Annotated in this window: 25 protein-coding genes, 1 tRNA gene and 1 pseudogene; 13 read left to right on the top strand and 14 right to left on the bottom strand. The window is 63.3% G+C overall.

What is annotated here, in order from left to right; genetic code table 11:
• Window positions 1-81: 81 nt before the first annotated feature.
• The gene (locus HAH_RS00130; protein WP_014039062.1) at window positions 82-1545 is read left to right on the top strand and encodes a M61 metallopeptidase family protein; all 1464 of its coding nucleotides are present in this window, start codon (window positions 82-84) and stop codon (window positions 1543-1545) included.
• Between the two features lie 133 nt (window positions 1546-1678).
• On the top strand, window positions 1679-2041 hold the full coding sequence (locus tag HAH_RS00125) for a group I truncated hemoglobin (RefSeq protein ID WP_014039061.1): 363 nt from the start codon (window positions 1679-1681) through the stop codon (window positions 2039-2041).
• Window positions 2042-2634: 593 nt separating this feature from the next.
• On the opposite strand, the gene HAH_RS00120 is transcribed toward HAH_RS00125, so the two are convergent.
• The 4 genes from HAH_RS00120 to HAH_RS00105 all read right to left on the bottom strand — a co-directional run bounded on the left by HAH_RS00120 (window position 2635) and on the right by HAH_RS00105 (window position 4733).
• Window positions 2635-2739: transfer RNA gene (locus tag HAH_RS00120), tRNA-Arg, on the bottom strand.
• 54 nt (window positions 2740-2793) lie between these two features.
• Window positions 2794-3090, bottom strand: coding sequence for a hypothetical protein (locus HAH_RS00115; RefSeq protein ID WP_014039060.1), 297 nt, complete (start codon window positions 3088-3090; stop codon window positions 2794-2796).
• Window positions 3090-4187, bottom strand: a complete 1098-nt coding sequence (locus HAH_RS00110) for a DUF373 family protein (protein ID WP_014039059.1) — start codon at window positions 4185-4187, stop codon at window positions 3090-3092. Before HAH_RS00110 ends, HAH_RS00115 begins: the two co-directional genes overlap by 1 nt.
• A 45-nt stretch (window positions 4188-4232) precedes the next feature.
• Entirely contained in the window at window positions 4233-4733 is a 501-nt protein-coding gene (locus tag HAH_RS00105) for a phosphate-starvation-inducible PsiE family protein (protein ID WP_014039058.1), read from the bottom strand.
• Window positions 4734-4859: 126 nt separating this feature from the next.
• Here HAH_RS00105 and HAH_RS00100 point away from each other — a divergent pair.
• Window positions 4860-5252 (top strand): annotated as a pseudogene (locus HAH_RS00100) (zinc ribbon domain-containing protein); the annotation flags it as partial.
• Window positions 5253-5302: 50 nt separating this feature from the next.
• On the opposite strand, the gene HAH_RS00095 reads toward HAH_RS00100, so the two are convergent.
• The gene (locus HAH_RS00095; RefSeq protein ID WP_044952103.1) at window positions 5303-6643 is read right to left on the bottom strand and encodes an MFS transporter; all 1341 of its coding nucleotides are present in this window, start codon (window positions 6641-6643) and stop codon (window positions 5303-5305) included.
• A 135-nt stretch (window positions 6644-6778) separates the two neighbouring features.
• Here HAH_RS00095 and HAH_RS00090 point away from each other — a divergent pair, with 135 nt between their 5' ends.
• Window positions 6779-7807 carry a radical SAM protein gene (locus tag HAH_RS00090; RefSeq protein ID WP_023843028.1) on the top strand — a complete coding sequence of 343 codons (1029 nt, stop codon included), beginning with the start codon at window positions 6779-6781 and terminating at the stop codon, window positions 7805-7807.
• Between the two features lie 101 nt (window positions 7808-7908).
• Complete coding sequence (locus tag HAH_RS00085; protein ID WP_014039055.1) at window positions 7909-8745, top strand: hypothetical protein; 837 nt, start codon at window positions 7909-7911, stop codon at window positions 8743-8745.
• On the opposite strand, the gene HAH_RS00080 is transcribed toward HAH_RS00085, so the two are convergent.
• Window positions 8746-9066, bottom strand: coding sequence for a DUF7577 domain-containing protein (locus HAH_RS00080; RefSeq protein ID WP_014039054.1), 321 nt, complete (start codon window positions 9064-9066; stop codon window positions 8746-8748).
• Window positions 9067-9173: 107 nt separating this feature from the next.
• Here HAH_RS00080 and HAH_RS00075 point away from each other — a divergent pair, with 107 nt between their 5' ends.
• Window positions 9174-9689 carry a CNNM domain-containing protein gene (locus tag HAH_RS00075; RefSeq protein ID WP_014039053.1) on the top strand — a complete coding sequence of 172 codons (516 nt, stop codon included), beginning with the start codon at window positions 9174-9176 and terminating at the stop codon, window positions 9687-9689.
• A gap of 3 nt (window positions 9690-9692) precedes the next feature.
• On the opposite strand, the gene HAH_RS00070 is transcribed toward HAH_RS00075, so the two are convergent.
• From HAH_RS00070 to HAH_RS20250, 3 genes are all read right to left on the bottom strand, one after another.
• Window positions 9693-10067, bottom strand: coding sequence for a YccF domain-containing protein (locus HAH_RS00070; RefSeq protein WP_008307173.1), 375 nt, complete (start codon window positions 10065-10067; stop codon window positions 9693-9695).
• Between the two features lie 89 nt (window positions 10068-10156).
• Window positions 10157-11248 (bottom strand): aminopeptidase, encoded by a 1092-nt coding sequence (locus HAH_RS00065; protein ID WP_044951539.1) that lies wholly within the window; start codon window positions 11246-11248, stop codon window positions 10157-10159.
• Window positions 11249-11291: 43 nt separating this feature from the next.
• Window positions 11292-11417 carry a DUF7859 family protein gene (locus tag HAH_RS20250; protein WP_004959992.1) on the bottom strand — a complete coding sequence of 42 codons (126 nt, stop codon included), beginning with the start codon at window positions 11415-11417 and terminating at the stop codon, window positions 11292-11294.
• Window positions 11418-11576: 159 nt separating this feature from the next.
• On the opposite strand from HAH_RS20250, the gene HAH_RS00060 reads away from it, so the two are divergent.
• Window positions 11577-12260 (top strand): ArsR/SmtB family transcription factor, encoded by a 684-nt coding sequence (locus HAH_RS00060; RefSeq protein ID WP_014039051.1) that lies wholly within the window; start codon window positions 11577-11579, stop codon window positions 12258-12260.
• 58 nt (window positions 12261-12318) lie between these two features.
• Here the strand turns inward: HAH_RS00060 and HAH_RS00055 are convergent, their stop codons facing one another.
• Window positions 12319-12828 (bottom strand): metallophosphoesterase, encoded by a 510-nt coding sequence (locus tag HAH_RS00055; protein WP_014039050.1) that lies wholly within the window; start codon window positions 12826-12828, stop codon window positions 12319-12321.
• Between the two features lie 66 nt (window positions 12829-12894).
• Here HAH_RS00055 and HAH_RS00050 point away from each other — a divergent pair, with 66 nt between their 5' ends.
• A complete protein-coding gene (locus HAH_RS00050; protein ID WP_014039049.1) occupies window positions 12895-13866 on the top strand; it encodes a cation diffusion facilitator family transporter in 972 nt (323 codons plus the stop codon).
• Here the strand turns inward: HAH_RS00050 and HAH_RS00045 are convergent.
• Entirely contained in the window at window positions 13845-14597 is a 753-nt protein-coding gene (locus HAH_RS00045) for a hypothetical protein (RefSeq protein WP_014039048.1), read from the bottom strand. The two genes, HAH_RS00050 and HAH_RS00045, sit on opposite strands and share 22 nt — an antisense overlap.
• A 77-nt stretch (window positions 14598-14674) precedes the next feature.
• On the opposite strand from HAH_RS00045, the gene HAH_RS00040 reads away from it, so the two are divergent.
• From HAH_RS00040 to serB, 3 genes are all read left to right on the top strand, one after another.
• Window positions 14675-16852, top strand: a complete 2178-nt coding sequence (locus HAH_RS00040) for an ATP-dependent DNA helicase (protein ID WP_014039047.1) — start codon at window positions 14675-14677, stop codon at window positions 16850-16852.
• 302 nt (window positions 16853-17154) lie between these two features.
• Entirely contained in the window at window positions 17155-17778 is a 624-nt protein-coding gene (locus HAH_RS00035) for a hypothetical protein (RefSeq protein WP_014039046.1), read from the top strand.
• Window positions 17779-17827: 49 nt separating this feature from the next.
• Window positions 17828-18460: a phosphoserine phosphatase SerB gene (gene serB, locus HAH_RS00030; protein WP_014039045.1), complete on the top strand. Its 633-nt coding sequence runs from the start codon at window positions 17828-17830 to the stop codon at window positions 18458-18460.
• A 288-nt stretch (window positions 18461-18748) separates the two neighbouring features.
• Here the strand turns inward: serB and HAH_RS00025 are convergent, their stop codons facing one another.
• On the bottom strand, window positions 18749-20047 hold the full coding sequence (locus HAH_RS00025; protein ID WP_044951534.1) for an O-acetylhomoserine aminocarboxypropyltransferase/cysteine synthase family protein: 1299 nt from the start codon (window positions 20045-20047) through the stop codon (window positions 18749-18751).
• A gap of 348 nt (window positions 20048-20395) precedes the next feature.
• Complete coding sequence (locus HAH_RS00020) at window positions 20396-21964, bottom strand: DNA-directed DNA polymerase II small subunit (RefSeq protein WP_014039043.1); 1569 nt, start codon at window positions 21962-21964, stop codon at window positions 20396-20398.
• Window positions 21965-22052: 88 nt separating this feature from the next.
• On the opposite strand from HAH_RS00020, the gene HAH_RS00015 reads away from it, so the two are divergent.
• Both HAH_RS00015 and HAH_RS00010 read left to right on the top strand, forming a co-directional pair.
• Window positions 22053-22763, top strand: a complete 711-nt coding sequence (locus HAH_RS00015; RefSeq protein WP_023843027.1) for a S24/S26 family peptidase — start codon at window positions 22053-22055, stop codon at window positions 22761-22763.
• A 128-nt stretch (window positions 22764-22891) separates the two neighbouring features.
• Window positions 22892-23545, top strand: a complete 654-nt coding sequence (locus tag HAH_RS00010; protein ID WP_014039041.1) for a S24/S26 family peptidase — start codon at window positions 22892-22894, stop codon at window positions 23543-23545.
• Window positions 23546-23614: 69 nt separating this feature from the next.
• Here the strand turns inward: HAH_RS00010 and HAH_RS00005 are convergent, their stop codons facing one another.
• Window positions 23615-25189: a Cdc6/Cdc18 family protein gene (locus HAH_RS00005; protein ID WP_014039040.1), complete on the bottom strand. Its 1575-nt coding sequence runs from the start codon at window positions 25187-25189 to the stop codon at window positions 23615-23617.

The following is a 25189-nucleotide window of genomic DNA, read 5'->3' as shown; positions in this document are numbered from 1 at the left end:
TATTACGTTTGAGATTTTCACCGGCACACACTTTACTGCCACTCGCTGGTTGTCGCGTAGCATTCGGCAGCGCCCAGAGCTATGAGAACGCAGATGTCGGCAGGGCTGGTTTGCCTGCTTCTGGTTTGCACGTCTCCAGTCGCCCTCGGTGTCGAGTCGAGTCCACCGGCACAAATCGGCACCAGCGACAGCGATAGTTCGATTGATGTCCGGTACGCAATCGACAGAGAGCCGACCCAGACCGGTCGGGTACGGGTGACCGCGACGATTGAGCGACCACGGCACGTCACTGGACTGTCGGTGCGGACGCCGGCGGAGACGACAGTCCTCCGAGCCGACGGCCTCCGGTCAGATGGCGACCGCTGGCGTCTCAGCGGCGATACGAGGACAGCACAGTTGACCTACACTGTGCCGGTCGGACTCTCGACGACGTTCGGCCAGCGGACCGCCGGCACCGACAACTGGACGCTGCTGGCCAGACAGGAAGTGTCACTGCGTGCCCGCTGGCGCTGGCGCGCCGGGCCGCGGCCCAGATGGAACGAGTCGCTCGTACTCGCGCCTGGCCAGAACGGTGTCGCCGGGCGTACGGCCGCCTACATCGGCCCACACGAGACAGAACTCAGAACAGTCGACGGGGACCGAATCACCCTCGTTGTCCCGGCGGCTGCGGACCTGCGACCCAACCGAACCGCCGTCTTGGACTCCATCAGTCACGCGAAGCGTGCCTCGACCGCCGGAACGGATCACGACCACATCCGCGTGTTCGTCGCGCCGAACGAACTCGCACCGGGCGGGTACTCCCCGTCGAACGGCGAGTCGGATGTCATCGTCAACGCCGGCGAACCCGTCCGTTCCCCGGTCAACGTCTGGGTCCACGAGTACCGCCACACCCGGGAGACGTTCGAGACGACACCGGCGATGGACTGGCTCAGTGAGGGGAGCGCGGACTATCACACCGCGGCGCTCACCTACAGCGCGAGCGGTATCGAAAAAGACCAGTTTCATGAGAGGATTACGACCGAGCGCCACGAAACCGCTGACCTGACACAGCCCGATAGCTGGGACGGGCCGGGCGCGCAGTACCACAAGGGAACGCGTGTCGTCGCGGCTATCGACGCCCGCCTCCGGCAGGCGACCGACGGGAACCGAACGTTCGAAGCGGTCCTCGACGGGCTGACTCGGCGAGACGAGCGAATTACACTCAGGCTGTTCGCCGAGACGGTGTCGGCTGTCGCCGGGGACGACCTCGACGCGTTCGTTCGACAGGCTGTCACTGACACCGCGCCGTCAGTCCAGACCGACGCGCTCACTGATCGTGACCTGCAGCGAAGCGGCGTAGCGGATACGACCGACCGGCAGGCGAATTTCGCGCCGTCAGTCGATAGCAGCCCGGCCACAGCGACCAGCGGCGACGACGAGGGCAAGCACGGCGTCGGTACCGCACGGCCCGTCACCGACCGTCACGGGGAGTGGACCATGCTCGGGACGCTCGGCATACTGTCGGTGGTACTGGTCGGTCGGCAGCGACGGCGCAAACGGCTGTAGCGCTTCGATGAGCGCTTGGCCTACTTTGAGAGCGTCGCTAGGCCACGCATCGCGTCGGAGCGCTAACGCGGCGTTCTGTGCCGAATATGTTTTTCCACAACTGTCATGCCGGCCGCTTACCTGTCACCTGACAATGGCATCACAGTCCATTTTCGAGCGGATCGGCGGTCGCGACGCGGTAGACGCGGTGGTCTCGGACTTCTACGACCGGGTGCTCGACGACCCGGTACTCGACCCGTACTTCGAAGCGACCGACATGGACCAGCTCCGCAGCCACCAGGCGCAGTTCATCAGTGCCGTCGCCGGCGGACCGGTCGACTACGACGGCGATGACATGCAGACCGCCCACGAAGGCATGGGAATCACCGAAGAAGCGTTCGCCAACGTCGCGACCCACCTCGAAGCCGCGCTCCGGGAGAACGGCGTCTCCGACGACGACGTCGAAGCGATTCTCACTGAGGTCGCTGCCATGGAAGACGACATCGTAGAAGCGTAGCACCGGGGTTCGGACGCATTCAGACACAGCGCCGGAGCCGTTCGGAGACCGGAACAGCTCGGTGTCGCTGTAGGGCTGGCCCTGTGAGCAGGCACAGTCCCAGTAGTAGCAGTACCGATGGTTCACCCGTGTTTTCAAAACAATAGCTGGGTGTGAAAATGTCGCTGTTTCATACGTCTCGCCGGGAAAACCATGGTTGTGGAGGGTGCGAAACTGATACCATCCCCCCAAGTCGGGTTCCGTGCCTCTGACAGGTCATGCGAGCCGACTAGGTATTGGCAGTAGTGCACCCTTCACTGCGACATTCTAAAGACTGGTTCTGGTGAGACATACGGGCGGTGACAGGCATTTTCAGAGCGGTCAGCCGGCAGCGAACTGTGGGGGACGCTGGAATGCGACCGATGGCGCGCTTGGTTGTTTTGAGAATGTGACTCCTCGGCGTGTAGCGTGGCTGTCTACGTTGCTTTTATTCGGAGATGGCGGGATGGTGGGATTCTCACCCGAGGCCAGGCCTCACTTCGTTCGGTCTGGCGTGATTCGAATCCCCCTGCGTGCTGCGGTTCAGCACGCTTCACTATCGTTCAGCGGCTTCACGGGCACGGTGGGATTCGAACCCACGACCGTCGGATATCTTCCCCCGATGGCAGCGCCAGCGGAGATAGAAGTCCGACGCTCTATCCGGACTGAGCTACGTGCCCTCGCTGTCGTGTACTTCCGGTAGTGACAAAAGAAATGCGGAACGCGATCGCCGGTCAGTCACCGTGGTCGAGGTCTTCTTCGACGTCATCAGCCGTCGTAATGGCGTTGACGTTCCCGGTCTGAATCGCGGTCAGCCCGTCCAGCTCACAGAGGGCGTCGATTTCGTCCTGCGTGGTCGAGACCAGCAGGTCGTCGAACTGGAGGTGGCGCTCGACGGTCGCGCCGGCGGCCGCCACGGCCGCGGCGACACGGTCGGGGTCAGCATCCTCAGCCGTTTCGAGAAGCAACTCGACAGGCTCGCCTTCGATTGGGTCCGCACGCAGGCTCTCGACGGCACGGGAGACGTACATCACTCGGACGAGGGACCGCCGGGGCCTTGATTGTGCTGTTCGGGGTGGTCGAAGCGGGCCTCCGCGACGGCGAAGGCCAGCGTGCTGACCAGACCAAGCAGGGTCCCGCCGGTGAGCATCACCGCAAGGTACTCCAGATCCCGAATCCCGAGGAAGAAGGCGCTGACGGCGTGCAACACGGCGGCAATCGACAGGACGTAGAAGGGGGCGTTGAGATACCGCCAGCGGAAGCTCCCGTCGAGGTACTCGTCGGTCACGCGGCCGAGGCTGGAGGTGATGCCGGCGGCGGCGAACCACTGGATCGCTCCCGAAACCAGCGACGCGATGACTTCCAGAGCGTCGGGGTCGGTCTGGCGTTCGAGTTCCTGAACGCCGCTGACGCCGCCGATAGCGAGCAGCGCGGCCGCGACGACGTAGGTGATGATCGTCACGCGCCCGGCGTACAGTCCGGACGTCGTCCGCTCGACCGCTTCGTCCAGTATCTTCTCAGCGCCGAGGCCCCGGGCGAGGATGTAGAGTCCAAGCAGGCCAGAGATGACACCCAGCGCGGAGCCGGGGTAGCCCAGCGCCTCGATGGCGATTGTCAGCGGGTAGATGAGCAGGAGGATACCGAGCGGAACCAAAATTGTGCCGCGGGTCTCCGGGTCGTCGAGCACCTGCTTGATGGTGTAGTACATCGATTCGAGGTTCTGGGCCTGGCGGACGACGACGCGGCGGACGCCGTCGATACGGACCCGCGAGCGGATGACAGGGACCACCGATTCGTCCTGTGCGCCGTCGGTGACGATGAGCGCCCGCACGTCCTCGCTGGCCGCCAGCGACGCGAGAACGGTATCGACCTCCTCGCCGACCGCCCGGTTGGCGGCCACGTCGCTCCCGTCGACACCGGTGACGGCCGCGACTTCGACCGGTTCGTCGGTGATGTCGTCGTAGATGTGGACGCCCTCGAAGAGGACGTTCACGTCGGAGTCCTCCGGGTCGTTCGAGGCCAGCGCCACCGCTGCATCTACGACGGCATCGCGCCCGATGACTGGCGTCTCGATGCCGGTCTTACGGCCGAGGTCGTCGTCGAGGTCGATACACAGCACCAGCAGCATCTACCGGCGCTACGCCGTCTGTGTTTAACTTCTTTCGGGACCGCCTCACCCTGATTCAGGCAGCGTCCCCCGGGTCCGCCGCTCGACGAGCAACAGCGCGGCGAGCCCCAGAATGATGAGCGTGTACGCCGCTGCGGCGGTGAGCGCGGCCTGTTCGGAGCTGTACTCACCGGTGCGGAAGATGATAGCCTTCCGGACCATCGCGATGACACCCGTGTAGATCACCAGACGGACGATGCGGCGCGTCTCGCTTTCCTGCGTGTACGCAACGACGGTCTGGTACACCTCGACGATAATAAAGAGGAGCAGGGCCGTGTCGATGAAGCCGACGACGACCAGCGGATCGGTGATGTCGCCGCGGAGCGCGCTTTGGAATATCTGGAGGGTCAGGTCGAAGACGCCGATGGCAAAGAGCAGGACCAGCACCAGCGCTGCGACGACCTCGACGTATCGGATGAGCGACTCGCTGACCCCAAGCACCCTGTCGTCGAACGACTCCGCTGCCGGCAGTGGCCCGCCCACGGGGTCGGACTCCTCGTCATCCATACGGACGAGAGGGGCCCCAGCCGATTCAACTTTATCCAGTGGAGTCCCCGTCCTCAAGGAGCAACGCAACGAGCGGAGCGAGTGAGTAGCGCAGTAGGATGGGGAGGAAACGATCATCATGTTCAGAGGTTGTCCGAAGCAGCGTGGCACTCGGAGTGGGCGTTCGACCGACTGTGCGAGTACGTCGAGTACAAGGCCGAAGCCGAAAGGTTGTTCGTGGATACGACGAATCCAAAGAACACGAGCAAGCGGTGCGCCGAGTGTGGGTTCATCCACGACGAGAATCGCCCGTCACGCGATACGTTCGAGTGCCAGAAGTGTGGGAATCAGAATCACGCTGACTACAACGCTGCCAAGAACGTGGCAGATGTGTATCTCCGACGCGAGCAACAGTCCTCGCGTGGGAGGGGCGTCAGTCAATACGCCCTGAAGTCCGGGACAGTGACGCCAAGTCGGGGATACACCCCGTACCCTGACGGGTTCGAGGCAGAGTCCACGGACAAACCCCACCCTCAATGAGCGAACCCGTCAAGGTGAGCGAAGTAGGGTAGAGTCGTTGACAGCGGTCCCTATCTGGCGTGGCCCGGGTCCGCCGGCCGGGGCTCGTAAGCTTCCTGTGTCACGCCCAGTCGGGAGACGAGCCACAGGACCGGGAGCAACAGCACGCTCCCGGCGACAAACGGCGACCAGTAGCCGACGGCGAAGTACAGCCCACCCATGACCGGCGGGCCGACGGTCCGGGCGAGACTGCCGGCGCCCTGCGTGATGCCGAAGGCGCTCCCCTGAACCGCGGCGCTGGCCCGCTGGGACACGAGCGCCGTCAGCGTCACCGAGAGGATGCCGTTGCCAAGCGGTAACAGCGTCAACACGAGCAAGAGGCCGAGCAGGTCGGCAGTGAGGAACGGGACAAGCGCGGTCAGGTCGGGAAGAACCGAGCCGATGGCCCGCGAAGCCGGGATCGCGCCGACGCCGACGACAAGCAGCCCGGTCCCGAACAGCGAGAGCCGGACCGGGCTGTAGCGGGCCGAGAGGCGGCCGACGAGGACACCCTGCGTGATGACCGCGACGACGCCGATATATGTCAACAGGAGCGCGCTCTGGGCGGCCGTGTAGCCGTAGATGTCGGCGACGTAGGGGACGAACATCACCTGAACCCCGGAGAAGGCAAACGAGACGAGGAAGAAGGCCGCGAGCAGCGGCCGGAGGCCTGGGGTCGCGACTGCCGTCCGGAGCTGGGTGATTCCCGACGTGCGCTCTATCGTGGTCGAGGTGGACGCGGTTCTGGACTCAGGGAGAAAGAACAGTGCGACGAACACACCGGCAAGACTAGCGGCCGCGGCGGCGAAGCTCGGGATCGAGAACCGAGAGATGGGCACAGCCGCCGGCAAGAGACCGGCGACGGCGGCGACCGTGGCGTCGAAGCTCAACACCGCGCCGATGCCGGGGCCGAAGATGAACCCGAGGCCGAACGCGGCCCCGATGAAACCCAAGGCGGCGGCCCGGCGCTCCGGCGGCGTCACGTCGGCGACGTAGGCCTGCGCCGTCGAGAGGTTGCCGCCCATCGCACCGGCCAGCATCCGGGACAGAAACAGGAGCCACAGCGCGTCGGCCAGCCCGAACACAGTCCAAGCGACGACGGACCCACACAGCGATACCACCAGCACCGGGCGGCGGCCGACGCGGTCCGACAGCGAGCCAAGCAGCGGCGCGAAGACGAACTGCATCGCGGAGTACGAAGCCGCAAGCAGTCCGATGACGAACTCCGTCCCGCCCGGGAACGTGCGCGTGTAGTACGGGAGGATGGGGATGATGATGCCGAAGCCCAGCAGGTCCAGAAAGACGACGAAGAAGACGACCGCGAGGCCGCGACGGCGGCGGGACCCGGTGATTCCGGTCCCGGTGTCTGTCATACCAGCCTCTGCGTCGGGAAGCCGGATAAGGGCGCTGGGGAACGTGCGCACCGTTCGGACCACGTCCATGCCGTCCCGTCCCACGCCAGAACCGATGCGCACGCTTTTTCCCGCTGGGAGCGGTGGCTAGAGACAATGATTTCCGAGGGCTGCGAACAGTGTGCCAAAGGCGGCAAGATGGTGCTGTTCGTCTACGGCTACTGCGACCAGCGAGACTGCTTCTACTGTCCCCTCGGGGAAAACCGCAAGAACGTCACCCAGATGTACGCCAACGAGCGTCCCGTCGAGGACGACTCGGACGTCATCGAGGAGGCCAAGCGCATGAGCGCGCTCGGCACATCGATCACCGGCGGCGAACCCCAGGAAGTGCTCGACCGGACCTGTCACTACCTGGAACTGCTGAAAGAAGAGTTCGGCGAGGACCACCACACGCACCTCTACACCGGTATCCCCGGCGGCCGCGAGAACATGCGCCGCCTCTCGGAAGCCGGCCTCGACGAGATCCGCTTCCACCCGCCTCTAGAGCAGTGGGGCGACCTCCACGGGACCGAGTGGGAAGACATCCTCTACATCGCCCGCGAAGAAGGGCTGACCCCCGCCTTCGAGATTCCCGGCATCCGCGCAGAAGAGGAGTTCCTCGAATTCCTCGACGAGGGCGCGGCCGACTTCTGTAACATCAACGAGTTCGAGATGTCCGACGGGAACTACCGACGGATGCAGGAGGAGGGCTTCGAACTGAAGGAGGACCACATGAGCGCCGTCGAGGGGTCCCACGACATCCTGGAGAAGATGGGCGACCACGAGAAGGTGTACTTCTGTACGAGCGTGTTCAAAGACGCCGCCCAGCACCGCTCGCGGCTCAAGCGGATGGCGCGCAACATCCGCCGCCCGTTCGACGACGTGACCGACGACGGGACGCTCGTCTACGGGAAGGCCTGGACCTCCGAGGCTCGGCTTGAAACCCTCGGCGTCCCCGAAGAGTACTACACCGTCAAATCCGAGCACGTCGAACTCGCCTGGTGGCTGCTGGAGGAGATGGTCGAGGAAGGTGACGTCGAGAAGGGCGAAATCGTCGAGCAGTACCCGACCTACGACGGGACGGTCGTCGAGCGGACGCCGCTGTCCAACGGTGCTGACGCTGGACGGGCAACGGCTGACGACTGAGACCAGGGTTCTGTTTTTCTGTCCGGTTTCTGCATCACACAGGCCTGTGCTGTCCAGCCGTGGCTTTATCTATCAGCTAAGAGAAATGCCGGTGACCCTCCATGCGCCTGGCTATCGACAGCGGGAAACTCCTGTACGCACTCGGTATTCTGTTCGCCGCGGCGGCGCTCCTGTATTTCGTCCGGGACGTCGTGTTTGATCTCTCGATAACGGTGAAAGCGGCGCTGCTGTTGCTGGGCTTTGTTGCGCTGTTCGTTGCGGGCGTGGCCCTCGAACGGGACGTGCTTGACGTCGTAGCCTTCGCTCTCAGTGGCGTGACCTACGTCGTGTTCGCCGGCTACGTCGTTGTTCGGTATTCGCCGGGTGAAACTGGCACGTTCCTGTTGCTCGCCGCGTCGGCGGGACTGTTCGTCGGGCTCGGCTACGCGCTCCGGGCAGGGATTCCGACACCGTCGCGCCGAACGGCGACGGTCGCGCTCGGCGGCCTGCTCGTCGTGAGCGGGGTGCTCGTGGGAGCCGACGCGCTCAGTGGCGGGGTGACCTACGATGTGCAGACAAACGAGTCCGTCACCGTGTCGGTCCCGGAGCCGGAGACCCCGGACAGGTACCCGTACATCGAGGCGGAAATCGGAGCCGTTACCGCATCGAACCCGTCACCGTTCCTGCGAGCGCTAGACCTCCCCTCGCTTTCGGGCTGTCTGGTCGGGCCGACAGACCACCCGCAGGACAGCGTGTACGTAGACACCGATATCCAGTGGGACGAGGACACCATCGGCGCTTCGACGACGAAGTCCTACGCCGTCACCGCCGAGTTGCCGATTGACCCGAACCGGACGGAGCCAAAAACGTACGCCATCGAGCGGGACATCGACTGTAGCGCCGAGCGGCCCGAGCCGACGATAGCGATTCAGGTCGGCGAAAGCGACAGATTAGACTGACTACTCCAGTTCTGTGAGACACTCCTGACAGTAGGAGGCGTCTTGCATGTTCGGCGTACCGCAGGTGCCACAGGTCACGACCGACATATTGGTCTCCGACAGCGGTGACGCCTCGTCGCCGGTGAGCGTGTCGACTGGCCAGTCGGCTCTGGTAGGCGACTGGTCCCGCATCTCGGCGCGGTGGTGGACCTGCTGGATGAGCTCGTCGTCACGCATCGCTTCAAGACCACGCCAGAGCCCCAGAAACAGCAGCGTCGGCGCGACGATAACGAACAGGCCAGCGATGACGCGCAATGCCAGTTCCACCTGGCCGAGCGACATACGGTAACAATGGGCTGGAACGTCGAGTATCCTTCGCCGCATCCGTCGGCTTGCGGGCCGTCAGGCCGCGTCGACGCCTTCTTGTCCCGTCTCGCTGAAGACAGGCTGTGAGTGACCCTATCGTGGCAATCGGTGGCGGGCTCGCCGTGGTCTTGCTCCTCGGGTTGAGCGCGTTCTTTTCGAGCTCGGAAATCGCGGTGTTCTCGCTACAGAAGGACTGGATAGCACAACAGGCGGCGACGGGCGACCGACAGGCCAAGGTGCTGGAGGAACTGTACGACAACCCACACCGCCTGTTGGTGACGCTGCTAGTCGGCAACAACATCGTCAACATCGCGATTTCGAGCATCATCACCGTCCTCGTCGCGAGCTATCTCTCCCCGGGGCCGGCGGTCGTTGCAACCACGGTCGTCACCAGCTTCCTCATCCTGATCTTCGGCGAGATCGTGCCGAAGGCGTTCGGCCTCGGCAACGCACAGAAATGGGCACTGACTGTCGCATCGCCGGTCCGGATCGTCGAGCGCGTGCTCTCCCCGCTTATCACGTTGTTCGATGGCATTACCAGTCGCATAAACGCCCTCATTCCCGTCGAAACCGACATCGAGAAGCCGTACCTGGACTGACCGTCAGTACTGGTACAGAGAGACGACGAACGGCAGTTTGTTGTACATCCAGATCGCCAGCGGGAGACCGATGATCGTCACCGATAGCGCGTACGCGACGCCGGTCCAGACGCCGCTGGCCCACCAGCCGACGAAGACGAACCAGACCGCGCGGACGAGCAGCGAGTGTTGCGAGCCACCGTCGGTCTCTGTGACGAGTCGGTCGCGTCGCTTGAGCGTCAGCACGAGCGGTACCCTGTTTATCATCTTGATGCCCAGCGGGATGCCGATGATCGTGACGTTCAGTAGCCACGCGACCGAGAGCCAGATGCCAGTGACCCACCAGCCGACGAGCAGAAACCACACCGCCCGAACGAGGAGGGACCGCTGTTCACTCATACTTGGAACCTACCCCGGCCGGCATCATAAGCTTCCTGTCCGGTGTGTGAGGACAGAAACCGAGCCAGCCACACAGTGTGGGTCCGGCGTTACGCTTCGAACCCGTCTTCGAAGACGAACGTCCCGTTCCGCTGCACGACTTCGCCGTCGACTTCGATGAACGAGTCCTCGCTCATGTCGACGATCATGTCGACGTGGACGGCCGATTCGTTTTGCTCGTTGTCCTCGCCAACCGTCTCGTCGTAGGCTCGCCCTACCGCCATATGAACGGTGTCACCCATCTTTTCATCGAACAGCATATTGTAGGAGAACTGGTCGATATCCCGGTTCATTCCGATACCCAGTTCGCCGAGTCGGCTCGCACCGTCATCAGTCGACAACACCTCTGTCAGGAGGTCCTCGTTCTTGGCGGCGCTGTGCTCGACGACTTCGCCGTCCTCGAAGCGGAGGAAGACGTCGGTCACTTCCCGGCCCTGATGGTACAGCGGCTTGTCGAACAGCACCTCGCCCTCGACGCTGTCGGAGACTGGCGCAGTGAACACCTCACCGCCGGGCAGGTTCTTCTCGCCGTAATCGTTGAGCGTCTCGTTGCCGGCGATAGACATCGTCACGTCGGTCGTCTCTCCCGAGACAATGCGTACCTCCTCGGCGGGGTCGAGTATCTCGACCATCTGTGCCTGGTGCTCGCGAACGGCGTCCCAGTCTTTGAGGACGGCGTCCCAGACGAAGTTCTCGTACCCCTCTGTGGAGGTCTGGGCGAGCTGGGCGTTCGCGGGCGCGGGGTACTGGGTGAGACACCAGGTCTTCGAGAGCCGCTCGTTCAAGAGTGGCTGCTGGGACTGCTGGTAGGCGGCTGTCGTTTCGGGGTCGACATCGCTGGTCTCGGTGACGTTGTCGCTGCCCTTGATAGCGATGTACGCGTCCATCTCCTCGTACAGCGCCTCGATGTGGCTCGGCGTCTCGAACTCGTCCCGGTTGCGGAGGTAGGCGCGCCGGAACCGCTCGCCGAGGCGGTTCTGCACAACGAGCGGGTTCGCGCCGCGGTCAGCGGCGAACTCGTGTAGCGCGGTGACGAGGTCCGAAGCCTGCGGGTGGGCGTCGATAACGAGGTTGTCGCCTTCGCTCAGGTCGATAGAGTGGTCGACGATGACTTCTGCGTGTTCGCGAATACGTGGGTCCATACAGATAGGCACCACCGACGGCCCCTAACCGTTACCCTCCCGGCTACTTCTTCTTGCTCTGCTGGAACCCTTCTTTGAATCCCTGGAAGGTCCGCCGGAGCATCAGATACATAAAGAAGAAAAACAGGAGCACAGCAGCGAGGAGCGCGTAGGTGAGCAGGTCAGCCATACCGGCGGTTGTCGAGCCGACATCAAAGTCCTTTCGGGCGACCCGGCTTCGGGCGTCTACCGGTCGATATCGGAGGGTAAAATACGGGTTTGACCGATAGCTACAACGATCACTGTGCTTTGGCAAAGACTCATAATCCCATAGAACATACAGATAGTCATGTCGTTGCTGCCCTCTCGGGACCCGGCGACCCCGGACGCCGAACCCCGAGTAATCGGTGTCGACAGTGATGATGCGGACGACGTGCTGTCGGCACTCTCGGCAGAGACAGCGCGCAACTTACTGTCAGAGCTAAACAAGGAGCCAGCACCGCCGTCGGAGCTGGCCGACCGGGTGGATACGTCGCTACAGAACGCACAGTATCACCTGAAAAAACTCAAAAACGCCGGTGCGGTCGAGGTCGTCGATACGGCCTACTCAGAGAAGGGGCGCGAGATGGACGTGTTCGCGCCGGCCAACCAGCCACTCGTTATCTGTGCCGGCGACGAACAGGAGACGTCGGGGCTGCGGGCGGCGCTAGCGAACATTATCGGCGGGCTCGCGATCATCGGCTTCGCCAGTCTGCTGGTCCAGCAGGTGTTCGGGAGCGGACTTGGGTCGCTGTTCGGTGGCCCGACAGTGACCTCCGGGAGTGCGGACACTGACCCCCGGAATCCGAGTCTCTACGCCGAGAACGCTACCGTGACGGACGGCGGCTTCGAGGCCACTGCGGGTGCGCTCGACACCGCCGCACAGGGCGGCGCTGAAGCCGCCGCTGCTGTGATTCCGCCGGGACTGGCGTTCTTCGCCGGCGGCGCGTTCGTCATTGCAGGCATGGCGGCGCTGTGGTACATGCGCCAGTAGCCGCCGATTCGGTTCACTGTGACGCGAGCTTTTGACGGAAAGTTACCGTGTAACTGTCTCACCGTTCGACGATAGTCGTCGATATCGGCGTGCCATCCGGGGAGCGGAGACGGACGCGAACGTCACCGGCCATCACATCCAGTTCCGCGTGGGCCGGCTGATAGCGCCGCGGGTCCGCATAACTGCCCGGGTTGACCAGCGTCCAGCCGCCGAAATCAGTCAGTACGGGTTTGTGCGAGTGTCCGACGACGACGATATCGGCGTTTTCCTGCCGAGCCAGCATCCCGAGGGCGGTTTCGGTGTGCTCGTGGCCGTGGACAACGACGATGGTCAGCCCCTCCCAGGAGACGGTCGCAACGTCGGGGAGGCGGGCGCGGACCGCCGGTCTATCGTTGTTCCCGACGACGCCGGTCAGTTCGTCGCATTCGGCGTCGATAGCATCGAGGACCCGCTCGGTCATGAAATCGCCCGCGTGGAGAACGTGGTCGGCCTCGCGGACAGCATCAAGCGTCCGACCTGACAGTCGATGGTCGTCCGTCCCGTGCGTATCTGAGATGACAGTGAGCATACCGCCGGTAACGGAGCCAGGTATAAATCCAGAAGCATTTTGCGTGATGGATGTGACGGAAAAATAATGGCAGGGAGCAAATCAGTCGTCATCGCCGCACTGATAGCCAACGGCGCGATTGCGATTCTGAAGTTCTTCGGCTTCCTCCTTACCGGGAGTGCCGCGATGCTGTCGGAAACGTACCACAGCATCTCAGACACCGGAAACCAGGTGTTCTTGCTCATCGGGATTCGGTTCAGCGAGCGGGAGCGGGACCGTCGCCACCCCTTTGGCTACGGCAAGGCGCAGTTCTTCTACAGTTTTCTCGTCTCCGTGTTCCTGTTCGGCATCGCCGGCTGGGAGAGCGCGAAACACGGCTACAACCAACTGACCGCCGGCGGGCACGGCGGCGGTGGACACGCCGGGGAGGCAGTCGAGTTCCTATTCATCTCCTTCCAGCCGCCGGCGTGGCTGGACCCGCTGTGGGTCAACTACACCGTCCTCCTCGGCGCGTTCGTGTTCGAGACGTACGCGCTGATAAAGGCCCGCGCCGAAATGAAACGCCAGATCGACCGGAACGACTGGTCGGGCTACCGCGAGGCGTTCCGCAAGACCAGCGACGTGACGACGCTGACCGCGCTCACTGAGGACACCATCGCGCTGGCAGGCATCGTCATCGCGCTGGTCGGCCTGTTCCTCGAACAGCAGACCGGCAACCCGTTTTTCGACCGGATCTCCGCGCTGCTCATCGGGATTATGCTGATGGGCTTCGCCCTGGCCCTGGCCTGGGAGAACAAGCGCCTCCTCCTGGGGGAAAGCCTCCCGACGGACGAGGAACAGCGACTCCGTGACGTCATCATGCAGAACGAGAACGTGACGGAGATCATCGGCTTCCGGACGGTCTACTTCGGGCCGAACGAGGTCATCGTCTTCGCGGACCTACAGTTCGACCCGGCACTCGATACTGAGTCGATGGACGACGAGATAACGACCCTCGAATCAGCGATGCAGGACACTAACGGCGACATCAGGAAAGTCTACATCGAGCCGGAGTCGTAGGGGTCGCTGTCTTCGAGCCACCACGGAATCGGGACGCGCTCGGTGTCGGTCGTGACCGTCACTGTCGTATCGATGTCCGGCCGGTCCGGTCGACGTTCGGTGTGTTCGACGTATCTGATTACCCCCTGTCGGTCGACGTACAGCCGCGACCGCCCGATTTCGGACTCGTTCTCGCCAATCGGCGTCTCGACCGTATCCGTCGCGGCCAGAACAGCGACCGGTCGTCCGTTCCACTGGACGGAATCCACCTGCCGATACTCGGTATTCGACAGGAGTTGTCGGAGCAGATTACTCCCGGCTGTCGAGGTGACCAGCGAGGTGTTCGGTGTCGCGGGCGTGGTGGCGTACGGCGTATCAGGATCGTCTCGGACGTTGGTGTACACCGTCCCGTTGGCGAGGATCACATCGTCCGATATCGGACCGAACCGACGTCTGACGCGCTGGACCTCTCGCTCACGGTCTACCCAGACGTCGAGCGTGTTCTGTGGCCCCGCCTGTTCGACGTGGCGGTGGAAGCTCCGGGTCGAAAGCGCCTGCTGGTGACGGTCCAGTAGTCGGCCCACGTCGACGGTTCCGTTGCTAGTCGGGACTGTCACTGTCGCGTCCGGTGAGGGAGTGGGGACGGGCGCTGGCGTCACCGGGTCGCCGCCGTCCGCTGTCGACCCGGCCGAAAAGAGGCCGGAACAGCCCGCGAGAAGCGCGATGGCGACAGTGAGCGTGACACGCCACATACGTTTCAGGAAGGGCGCTCGCGGCAAGTAGCTGTGGGGCCGAACCCTTTTGCCGGTGAACGGCCAATCGAGAGTACGTGGCAACGACGGACGACGGCTACATGCGGTTTTTCCCCTTCGAGGAGCCGTACGACCATCAGCAGGAGGCGATGGGAACGATATACGACGCCCTCGACGAGGGCCGGGATGTGCTGTTCGAAGGGGCCTGCGGGACCGGCAAGACGCTCGCCTCGCTGGTCCCCGCGCTGGAACACGCCCGCGAGACGGGCAAGACCGTCGTCATCACGACGAACGTCCATCAGCAGATGCGCCAGTTCGTCGAGGACGCCAGAGCGATTACTGATCAAGAGCGCCTGCGAGCGGTCGTCTTCCGCGGCAAGGGGTCGATGTGTCACATCGACGTGGACTACGAGGAGTGTCAGGCGCTGCGGGACACGACCCGTGACCTGGTCGAAGTCGAGAGCGACATCGCCGAGCTCGAACAGCGCGAGGGGGAACTCCTCTCGGACGGCCAGGCGGGCAGCAGCGAGGCGATGGAGGCCCGCAACGCCGTCGTCGAGGAGCTCCGGGACCTGCAAGACGAGCGCGAGGAGATCGAAACCGAGCGGTCGACCTGCGACCACTACTACCGGAACCTCACTGTCGACACCAGCGAGTTCTATTCCTGGCTGTTCGACGACGTTCGGACGCCCGACGACGTGTACGAGTATGCCCACCAGCAGGGGCTGTGTGGCTACGAACTGCTGAAAGAGGGGATGGACGGCGTCGACCTCGTCGTCTGTAACTACCACCACCTGCTGGACCCGACCATCCGCGAACAGTTCTTCCACTGGATCGGGCGCGACCCCGAAGACATCATCGCCGTCTTCGACGAGGCCCACAACGTCGAGTCGGCTGCCCGCGACCACGCCCGGCGGACGCTCACCGAGAACACGCTCGACCAGGCGCTGGAAGAACTCGACAGCGAGGAGGACGCCCGAACGGACGCCGCGGCCAACGTCATCGAAACGTTCCGGGACGCGCTCGTCGAGGCCTACGAGGACTCCTTCGAGTTCGGCGCACGCGCGGCCGTCGACGAGCACTGGGACGACATCACCATCGCCAACGACGACCGGAAGGACGACCTGACGCTTGCCTTCCTCCAGGGGTACACCGGCCCCGGCTTCCACGAGGAACTGGACCGCGCGCTGGAACTCGGTCGAGACCTCGACGCGCGCTACCAGAAGGCATTCAAAGAAGGTGAGCTGGACACCAGAAAGGAGTGCCAGACCCTGCAGGCCGCCGGCTTCATCGCCGACTGGCTCGACGAATCCGACGAGACCGGCCAGTACCCCGTGGTCAGCGTCCGCCGCGACGAGTCGACCGACGACGTGTACGGCCGCGCGGAGCTGTACACCTGCATCCCCGAAGAAGTCACCCGCGACCTGTTCGAGGACCTGCACGCGGCGGTGCTGATGAGCGCCACGCTCCGCCCCTTCGACGTGACCGAGAACGTCGTCGGCGTCGACGACCCGGTGACGATGGCCTACGGCGCGCAGTTCCCCGAGGACCGCCGCCGAACCTACGCCGTCGACGGCCCCGCGCTGTTTTCCAGCGAGCGGGACGACCCACAGACCCAGCAACGCATCGCCCGCACACTCGAAGACATTGTCCGGTTCACGCCCGGCAACACACTCGTGTTCTGTCCCTCCTACAGCGAGGCCGAGCGCTACCACGACATGACCGCCGTGAGCGCGACCCGGTACCTGGACGAACCGGGCACGCAGGCGCGTGACCTCCGAGAGGCCTTTACCGACGGCGACAACGGCGTCCTCTACACCTCGCTGTGGGGGACGCTCGGCGAGGGCGTGAGCTACGACGGCGACGACGCCCGGACGGTCGTGGTCGTCGGCGTTCCCTACCCCCACCTCGACGACCGCATGGACGCCGTGCAGGACGCCTACGACACGACCTTCGGCGATGGCGAGGACGATGCCGGCTGGCGCTACGCCGTCGAAATTCCGACCGTCCGCAAGACCAGACAGGCCCTCGGTCGCGTGGTCCGCTCGCCGGACGACTTCGGCGCGCGCATCCTGCTGGACAAGCGCTACACTGAAGCCGCCGAGATGGAGATGCACGACTACGCCGTTCGCGGAACTTTTCCGCCCGAGGAGCGCCGCGAGATGGTCGATATCGGCCCCGAGAAGCTCAAGTTCGCGATGCTGAACTTCTATCAGGACATGGACGCCTACGACGGGCCGCCGCCGAAGCCGTAGGGAACTGTATATCGGTCGCCATCGGCGAGCAGTTTCGCCCACGTTTTTCCAGGAACCGTCCCGCAACGAGCGGAGCGAGTGAGGAACGGTGATGCTGAAAAAGGTGGATGCCGACGCCTACGACGGGCCGCCGCCGAAGCCCTGACCCACACCGGCTCAAATAGGGTAGCTCGCCCCAGAGATGCAGGAGGAGACCCGCTGTGGTAGCAACGTAACTCCAGAGTGGCCTCTCTATCGGCAGTCGATATTGAAGCAGTGTTTAATACAAATAGTTTGTTTTGATAAAATATAGGAGAATATAGATGATATTTGGGCTTATCGGACTGCTGTTCAACATTGTCACGTTTCCGGGGATACTTGTAAACAACGTCGTTCAGGGCGTATTCAACCAGAAGTACAACGTTCCAGCAGCGCGGTTAGCGGTCGATAAGGGCATAGATTTAGACGAGGTCGAAAATACTGAAGAAGCAATGGCCCGAGTCTCGCGGGTCCTCGCTGACGGCGAAGACCCGGGTGAGGGAGAACGGCTGGAGCAGTTCACTAACTACCATGGGGTCAAGCCATACCGAACCCTGTTCGGAGTCATCCTCGGCCCGTTCTTCGTCATGTCGACCCTGGCGCTAGTGTTGTTCACCGGTGCAGTCGGCCTGGAGATAGTGGGTGTCGTCGGTGATGGCGATGGACTGGTCTGGTTCGCGTCGATATACCCCGGGTTCGTTGTAGCCGCCCACGCCTTCCCGAACCAAGGCCCGACAAGCGCGCTATGGGATCGGTCCCGGGAGACGGGGAGCCTGCTACGGGTCGTCGGCTACCCACTGGCGTTGCTATCAATGCTGTTTAGCCTGCTCGAGTTCCTGTGGATCGACGCACTGTACGCGCTCCTGCTGTACTGGACCGTCGGGATTCCGCTCGGCGTTGTCGGTTGACCAGCCGAAACCGGATGTTTTGAAACCCTCCACGCGAAACTCGCGGGCAATGCTAGTCGCCTTCGACTTCGACGGGACGCTCTCCGATTCGGAGATGACGGTCCTGCTGGGAAGCCAGAACGGGACGGCCGAGGACATGGCCGACATCACAGAGCGCGCGATGAACAACGAAATCGAGTACGCCGAAAGTCTCCGCCAGCGGTGTGCGCTCCTCGAAGGCCTCTCCGAGGAGAAGGCACAGGACGCCTTCGACGAGGTCGCCCTGCGCCCCGGCGCGGCAGAGATCATCGAAGCTCTGCGGGACGCCGGCGTCTACGTCGCTATCCTCACCGGCGGGTTCGAGCGCGGCGTCGAGGCTGCACTCGAAACGGAGGGGGTCGAAGTCGACGCTATCGTCGCCAATCGGCTGGTTATGACAGACGGAGAACTCACCGGTGAGGTCCGCGGCCCGCTCATCTCCGGGACCAAAGACGATGCGATGGAGGTTGTGACCGCTGTCACCGGCGAGGACCGGGACACGACCGTCGCGGTCGGGGACGGAGCTAACGACCTGCCGATGCTCGAAGTCGCGAACCTGGCTATCGGCTTCGACCCGAAACCGGCCGTCGCACCGTCGTGTGACACGTCGGTCGAGACGATGGACGAACTGTACGACCTGCTGGAAGCCGAAGACGTCCTGTAGCGCAGTTTCCGCGCTCGCGCTCCGGATTGTGCATTGAAGCCGTTCTCGCCGCTGACCAGTATCGGATGAGAGATTGAAGCAGGGAGAGGCACGCTCCCCACGGACGCGAGCGTTCGTTGTCGGACCAATGACAGAGTATGGTTGAGCGTGAACCGACGCGTGCTCGCTACCGGCGACGGTTCATTGAATACATTATCCTCTCCCGTAATAAACCTAGTGAACAGGTGAATTCTTGCGCCACTTTGGTACGGGTGTCCAGATATTGTCTCTAAAATACTGTATCTTCGGTTAGTTGGTTGCCTGACCGATAGCCTGGTCGAGGTCGGCTTTGATATCCTCGACGGATTCGGTGCCGACGGAGAGTCGGACCATGTCATCAGTGACGCCGGCGGCGGCCTTCTCCTCGTCAGTGAGCTGCTGGTGGGTGGTCGAGGCAGGGTGGATGATGAGCGTCTTCGCATCGCCGACGTTTGCCAGCAGGGAGGCGATCTCCGTCGATTCGACGGTCGTTCGGGCGGCGTCGTACCCCGCGTCGAGGCCGAACGTTATCATGCCGCCGTAGCCGCCGTCGAGGTACTCGCTGGCGGTGTCGTGCGTTTCGTGGTCTTCGAGGCCGGGGTAGGTGACCCACGAGACCTCGGGGTGGTCGGCGAGGAACTCGGCGACGCCTATGGCGTTGTCGCAGTGGCGGTCCATCCGCGCGGGCAGCGTCTCCAGGCCCTGCATCGTCTGCCAGGCGTCGAAGGGTGACTGCTGGCAGCCCAGGTCGCGGAGGCCGCGGGCGATGGCGGCGTAGGTGAAGGCCGCGTCGTCGAACCGCTCCCGGAAGTTGACGCCGTGGTACGCGGGGTTGTCGCCGGCGATTTCGGGGTATTTATCGGCGTGTTCCTCCCACGGGAAGGAGCCACCGTCGACGAGAACGCCGCCGACGGTGGTGCCGTGGCCGTGAATCCACTTCGTCGTGGAGTTCCAGACGAGGTCGGCCCCGTGTTCGATTGGGTTGCAGAGGTACGGCGTCGCGAAGGTGTTGTCGACGAAGAAGGGGACGCCGTGGTCGTGGGCGATTTCGGCGAGGCGCTCGAAGTCCGGTGTGACCAGCGACGGGTTGCCGATGGTCTCACAGTGGACGTAGGCGGTGTTCTCGTCGATAGCCTCGGCGTAGGCGTCGTAGTCGAGCGTATCGACGAAGCGGGTCTCGACGCCGTTTCGCGGCGCGGTGTGGGTGTAGTAGGTGTAGGTCCCGCCGTACAGCGACGACGCCGTGACGACGTTGTCGCCGACGTCTGCGAGCAGGAAGGTGGCGAGATTCAGCGACGCCATGCCGGAGGCGGTGGCGACCGCGCCGACGCCGCCTTCCAGCGCCGCCAGCCGTTCCTGTAGCATGCCGACGGTGGGGTTCATTAGCCGCGAGTAGATGTGGCCCGGCTTCTCCAGCGCGAACTGCTTTGCGGCGTCCTCGGCGTCCTCGAAGACGTAGGATGTTGTCTGGTACAGCGGTGGCGCGCGCGAGCGGGTCTCGGCGTCCGGCTCTTCCTGCCCGACGTGCAGCGCGTCGGTTTCGAATCCGTGGTCTTGGTCGTCACTCATACACCCCGCTTCCACCGGACGGGTCTTAATAACAGCCACACCGGTCAGCCCCGCCACTGCTACGAGATACCGGTGATTCTTCGCACTAATGCCGAATAGGTTCGGCCATGGGTCGACAGGGTACAATCTGGGCGGTGCTGTCGAGACAACGTACAAACAGGCGGACGGCCGGGAGCGAGTGGTGCGACAACTGTCGCACCCGAAGCGACCCGGGGAAGGGCAGGCCTGCGGTCGTGCCGGGCGGTTAGCATACCGGTCGCCTGGCGTCCGGCCTTTTTCGCCCACGTTTTTGTACGGGGGTTGAGCGCTCGGCCCCGGCGAGCGCGAGGCCCCCGTGGAAAAAGGTGGTTAGGTAAACTTCCGGACCGTCATCGAAAGCGTATCCAGATCTAGAATCGGCGCGAAGCCGGCGTCCGGGTCGATGTTGACGCTCTTCTGGAACTCGGTCTGGGCCTGCCAGCACCCGGAGTTCAGCGCAACGACGTTGTGATACTCGCCCCAGCCGAGCTTGTGGACGTGGCCGGTGTGGAACACGTCCGGGACCTCCTCCATGACCAGATAGTCGCGGTCCTCGGGGGCAAGCCGGGTGTGGCCCCCGTACTGCGGCGCGACGTGGCGCTTTTTCAGGAGCTGATACATCGCCTTGTGTGGCTCCTCGTAGCTCGCTTCCTCGTCGGGGAGTTCGGCGATGACCTCGTCCAGCGAAACGCCGTGGTACATCAACACTGTGACGCCCTCGACGGTGACCAGCGAGGGATTAGAGTGGACCTGAGCGTCGTGAGCAGTCATGATGTCTCTGAGTTCCTCGTCGAAGCCGGGCTGGGGCTCGGCCAGCCGAACGGCGTCGTGGTTGCCCGGAATCATCCGAATCTCCATGTCGCCCGGGACTTCCTTGAGGTACTCCGAGAACGCGCGGTACTGGTCGTAGATGTCGATGATGTCCAGTTCCTCGTCCTGCTCTGGATAGATACCGACGCCCTCGACCATGTCGCCGGCGATGAGCAGATACTCGACGTTCTCGGCTTCGGAGGTGTGGAGCCAGTCGGTGAAGCGGTGCCAGGCGTCCTCCATGAACTCCTGGCTCCCGACGTGGACGTCGGAGATGAGCGCCGCCTGAACGTGCCGGTCGGCGGTCGAAGGGCTGTGCGTTCGGGGCACGTCCGGGAAGTACAGCGAGTCCACGAACAGGATGCCGGCGTCGTCGGCCAGCGTCCCCTCGACGGCGATGACCTCGTCCATAAGCAACTGCTGGACCAGATCGGCGATAGGCCGGTCTTTCATCACGAGGCAGGGGAAGGTCCCGTTCGTGTCCTCCAGTTCGACGAGCCAGTGCCCGCTAGCGGTCGAACGGATGTCCGAGACCATGCCGATCAGCGCAGCGTCGCTGCCGCCGCCCATGTTCTCGATAGCGTCAGTCGGCCGGTGGTTCACTCTGCCGCGCAGCTTGCTCGCCAGTTTCTCGTAGCGGTCCCGAAACACCGCGACGAAGTCCGAGTACTCGCCGGTCCCGGTAGACTGGCCGGTCATGTCGTTCGCGACTTCGATTGCCCGGAGGGATGTGTCCACGTCCCGTGACCCCCCCGTTTCAGGTGGAACGGACCCACCCGGTTCGGTCGACGTGGCTGCACCTGCTCCAGTCGAAACGGAGGGGTGTGAATTGGGTGGAGTGCCGGTAGTTTCGTTTCCGGGGTTTGGTTCGGTATTCGGCGATCCCCCGGTGGCTTCTGTCGCTTCAATCACGGAGTCGACGTGGTCGGTTGTCAGCTTCAGCGCGTCGTCGGGGAGGGTTTCGAGTGCACGTTCCAGCGTCGCCGATGGGTCCGATGTGTCGGCGATCCGAGTCACTGCCTCGCGCTCCGCGTTGTAGCCGCGGCTCGCGAGTTCGCTGACGATTCGTGCCGGCGTCTCCAGAGGCACGTTCCACACTCAGTGTCTGCGGCCAAAAGGATAGCGAACCAACGGCCGTCACAAGATTGATACCCCGCTGTCGGCAATCCGAGATAGGATGGGCCGGGACGAACCGACCAGTAGCACGCCTCCAGACGGGACAGAGGAGTCTGTGGAGGCCAGCCCTGCGTTTCGTCTCGCGCTATACGTCCGTGACATCGGTACGAGCGTCGGGGCAGTGGTGCTCGTCGGCGCGTTCCTGTTTGCTGTCAGCGGGGTGTGGCCGCCACTGGTCGCCATCGAAAGCGGGAGCATGGAGCCACACATCGACACCGGCGATATGGTGTTCGTCATGGACGCGGAGCGCTTCTCGGGACAGGCGGCCCGTCACGGCGTTGTAACGGCAGCGGCCGGGACAGAGACCGGCTATCGGACCTTTCAGCAGCCCGGGGACGTCATCGTCTTCGAACCCAACGGTAACGAGCAGCGAACGCCGATCATCCACCGGTCGATGCTGTGGGTCGATGCCGGCGAGAACTGGTACGACCGCGCGAACCAGACGTATGTCGGGAGCGCGGACAGTTGCGACGAACTACAGAACTGTCCGGCGCCGCATGCTGGGTTTATTACGAAAGGTGACAACAAAGTAACCAACACTAGATACGATCAGGTCACCGGGGCAAGCACCGTTGTCCGCCCGGAGTGGGTCATTGGAACCGGGACCTTCCGAATCCCTCGTCTCGGATACGTCCGAGTCCAACCGTCTCAGCTATGGCACACGTCGGTGTCGATACCGGTCGGAGGAGCTACAGCACCAGCGGCAGCCTGAGCAAATCGGAAGATAGCGTTCGGTCCAACAACAGAAAGTTGATTGGCCGCCTCCGAGTATTCGTGGTACGAATGGCCGGGTCAGACCGTCGGTCGTCGGATGGAGACGAAACCGAGAGGCCGGGAGGGATGATGTACGTGGCCGATATCGTCAGTAGCGCCGGCTCAGTCCTGCTCGTCGGGGTGTTGCTGTTCGCCGTCAGCGGCGTGTGGCCTCCGCTCGTCGCTATCGAAAGCCCGAGCATGGACCCCCATATCAAGGAAGGCGACCTCGTGTTCGTGATGGAAGAGGAGCGGTTCTCCGGCCCGGGTGATCACGGGGGTGTCGTCACCGCAGCGAACGACGACAGCTACCGGACGTTCCAGCGTCCGGGCGACGTTATCGTATACGAGCCCGACGGCAACAGTCGGCAGACTCCGATCATCCACCGAGCGATGCTGTGGGTTGAGGAGGACGAGAACTGGTACGACCGCGCGAACAAGGACTACATCGGCAGTGCGGACAGTTGCGACGACCTCAGCTCCTGTCCGGCCGACCACGCCGGCTTCATCACCAAGGGCGACAAAAACGGCCGATACGATCAGGTCGGCTCTCCCCCCATCAGCGAACCGGTCAAACCCGGGTGGGTCGTCGGTACGGCAGAGATACGGGTCCCGTTGCTGGGACAGGTCCGACTCCAGTGGAACAAGGCCGGAACGGCTGGTGAAGTAACAGACGAGACGGAGCCGACGATGACGAACGAGACAGGACTCACAGCGGTGAACGGAACCGCGGCCGGGTAGCCGTATCACTCGAAGGGGATTTTTTCACCTGGAACGGCCGAGCTGTCGAGCGCGAATACAGTTCGCAGGTCAGTTGTCGAACCGGGCCTGGACGAACGGCTGGACGTCGTCGATATCGCCGAGTCTCGAATCCGACAGGAGCACCGCCTCCGTCTCTTCGGTTGGAACCGAGAGGGAGATCTCTTTCGTGCGCCCGTAGCGGCCCTTCGAGACGACGACGGCGTTGACGATGCCGAGCATATCCAGCTCCGAGATGAGGTCGGTGACGCGGCGCTGTGTCAGGATGTCGGCGTCGATCTCCTCACAGAGGTTCTTGTAGATGTTGAACACCTCGCCGGTGTTGATGTTGTGGACGCCGTTCTTTTCCAGCAAGATGATGGCAAAGAGGACAATCTTCGACTGCGTGGGGAGCGTCCGGACGACCTCGACGACGCGGTCGAGTTCGATCTTCTCCTGAGCCTGCCGGACGTGGTCTTCAAGGACGTTGTCCGTCTGGTCACGCTCGGCGAGTTCGCCGGCCGTCCGGAGGAGGTCGAGCGCCCGGCGTGCGTCCCCGTGTTCCTGTGCGGCGAAGGCCGCACACAGCGGGATGACGTCCTCAGTGAGCGCGTCGCCTTTGAACGCCACGTCCGAGCGTGCCTGGAGGATGTCCCGAAGCTGATTCGCGTCGTAGGGGGGGAAGACGATTTCCTCTTCACCAAGGCTGGACTTGACCCGTGGATCGAGGAAGTCGGTGAATTTCAGGTCGTTCGAGATGCCCATAATCGAGACGCGGGAGTTCTCCAGTTCGGAGTTCATCCGGGAGAGGTTGTACAGCGTGTCGTCGCCGCTTTTCTCGACGAGCTTGTCGATCTCGTCGAGCATGATGACGACCACGCGCTCGTGGTAGTCGACGGCATCGAAAAATGAGCTGTACACCCGGTCCGTCGGCCACCCCGTCATCGGGACTTCCTCGAACTCCGCCTTGTCGGCTTCCAGCGATTCGATTTCGGTTTCGATGTCGTCGAGGGAATCGAACGCCGTCTCTTCGAGTGCAGCCGCGTTCTCGCGTGCACGCGATCGGAGATCTTCGAGTTCGGCGATGCGGTCGTCGATGAGCTGGGCGTTCTTGTCGATGAACTTGTTCGCGAGCTGGGCCAGCACGCGGTACTGGGTGTCGGTCACCTCGCAGTTGATGTACTCCACTTCACAGGGAACCTCGTACTTCTGTGAGGTCGTTTCGAGTTCCTCGCTGACGAACTTCGCGGACGCGGTTTTCCCCGTTCCAGTCTTGCCATAGATGAGGATGTTCGACGGCGTATCGCCGCGCAAGGCGGTGACGAGAATCGTCGCCATGTTGTTGATCTGCTCCTCGCGGTGGGGGAGTTTGTGCGGCGTGTAGGAGGGGCGGAGGACCTCCTTGTTCTCGAAAATGGGTTCCCCTTCGAGAAGGTCGTCGAACAGGCCGCGGGACGCCTCGTCTGAGGGATCGTCGGATCCGGCATCGAGATTGTCGAGAATAACGTCGTCGAGATCGGACGGCCCGGTCGATGCCCCGGAGTCCGTTTCGACATCGAGTTGCTCGTCGGACCCGTCGACGTCGTTCGACGTCTCTGTCGTCGACGGGTCGGATGCCGGGGCCGAGTTGTCGCTTTCGTCAGTCAT

Source organism: Haloarcula hispanica ATCC 33960 (assembly GCF_000223905.1).
Lineage (GTDB): Archaea > Halobacteriota > Halobacteria > Halobacteriales > Haloarculaceae > Haloarcula > Haloarcula hispanica.
This window is presented reverse-complemented; position numbering and strand designations above follow the sequence as displayed.